The sequence below is a fragment of the Sphingomonas sp. genome, assembly GCF_040398505.1.
GTDB lineage: Bacteria > Pseudomonadota > Alphaproteobacteria > Sphingomonadales > Sphingomonadaceae > Sphingomonas.
Map to the genome: position 1 here is coordinate 26,575 of NZ_JBBATX010000024.1, position 1,803 is coordinate 28,377.

At 66.4% G+C, this 1,803-nt stretch carries 2 protein-coding genes; both read left to right on the plus strand.

Annotated elements, in window-relative coordinates; translation table 11 throughout:
- Positions 1-23 precede the first annotated feature (23 nt).
- Positions 24-959 carry an alpha-E domain-containing protein gene (locus ABWP09_RS05235; RefSeq protein ID WP_353204092.1) on the plus strand — a complete coding sequence of 312 codons (936 nt, stop codon included), beginning with the start codon at positions 24-26 and terminating at the stop codon, positions 957-959.
- 27 nt (positions 960-986) lie between these two features.
- Complete coding sequence (locus ABWP09_RS05240; RefSeq protein WP_353204089.1) at positions 987-1,793, plus strand: transglutaminase family protein; 807 nt, start codon at positions 987-989, stop codon at positions 1,791-1,793.
- Positions 1,794-1,803 lie beyond the last annotated feature (10 nt).

Sequence of the window (1,803 nt, forward strand, 5' to 3'; positions counted from 1 at the left end):
CGGTGCCCGGGGGAGGATTTGATATGCTGAGCCGCACCGCATCCTCGCTTTACTGGCTCGGTCGCTACGTCGAGCGGACCGATTTCATCGCGCGGCTGGTCGAGGCGACGGTGCGGCTCGACGTGCTCTCGCCGCGGCCGGCGGGGGAGGCGGCGTGGGCCAGCGCGCTCGCCGTAACCGAGACCGACAGCGCCTTCGCCAAGACCGGCGAGAGCGTCTCGCAGAACAATGTCGCACGTTTCCTGACGGTCGATTCGAGCCACTCCGGGTCGATCGTCCGCTCGCTCGATATGGCGCGCAACAATGCCCGCGCGGTGCGTACCGCGCTCACCAAGGAAGCGTGGACCGGGATCAACCGCGCGTGGCTGTTGTTCGACAATCGCTCGAGCCCGGGCGGCGCGATGGCAACGCTCAATCTGGTCGAGGCGGTCAAGGCCGAGACGCGCGGGTTTGAGGGCGCGGTGCACCGGATGCTGCGCAACCAGACGACGTGGTTCATCCGGCTTGGCCAGGCGATCGAGCGCGCCGACAACACCGCGCGGCTGCTCGACGTGAAATATCACATCCTGCTGCCCGAGGGCGAACGGGTGGGCGGCGTGGTCGATCGCGACCAATGGACGACGATTCTCCAGACCGTCTCCGCCGTGACGGCGTATCGCTGGTTGTATTCGGAAGGGCTCAAGCCCGCCAATGTCATCGATTTGCTGATCGCACGACCCGAATTGCCGCGCAGTCTCGCGGCATCGGTCGAGGAAGCGGTCGATATCCTCAACTTGCTCGCCAAGCGCACCGGCCTGCACGGCGAGGCCGACCGGATGGCACGCAACCGCCATATGCGGCTGGCCAAGACAGCTTCGGGCGCGGTGATCGCGCGCGGGCTTCATCAATATCTGCAAGGCTTCATCGCCGAGAATGACGAACTGCACCGTGCGGTTGGTCGGCAGTTCAAGTTCACATGATGCGGCACCCGCGATGAGATTGCCCCAATGAGACTGATCGTCGATCACCGCACGACGTATCGCTTCACCGCGCCGCAGGCGCGGCTCATCCAAATGCTCCGCGTCAATCCCGAGGATACGCATGATCAATCGGTCGCGAGCTGGAACGTGCATGTCGATTGCGACGCGCGCTTTCGTCGCGGGCGCGACGGCTTCGGCAATTGCACGACGATGCTGTATGTCGATGGGCCGGTCGACAGTATCGAGATCACCGTATCGGGGGAGGTGCTGACCAACCCGTCCAACGGCATCGTCCACGGTGCGCACGAGCCGCTGCCGCCGGCCTTGTTCCTGCGCGAGACGGCGCTGACAGCGGCGGATTCCGACCTGCGCGATTTTGCGCGCGATGTTGGCGGGGGTGCGCCGCTGGCGGCGCTTCACGCGTTGAACGGTGCGGTGCATCGGCGTTTCGCGCTCGATCGCGGGCGTCCGGTCGCTGGCCAAAGCGCTGCCACCGCCTTTCAGCACCCGACCACCACGCCGCGCGATCTGGCGCAAATGTTCGTTGCTGCGGCGCGGTCGCTGGGAATTCCGGCGCGCTATGTCTCGGGCTACAGCCCGGCCTGTTTCGGCAACGACGCCAGCCCCGCGCCGCATGGCTGGGCCGAGGCGCATGTCGCCGGGCTCGGTTGGGTGGCATTCGACCCTTGCACTGGGCTCTGCGCCGACGAAGCCTATGTCCGGGTGGCGGTCGCTTTGGATTCGGCGGGCGCAGCGCCAGTTGCGGGGTCGCGGCTGGGCGAGGGCGAGGAGGAGCTCGACGTCGATCTGCACGTGGATCGGGCTGGGCAGTAAGCTTCGGTAA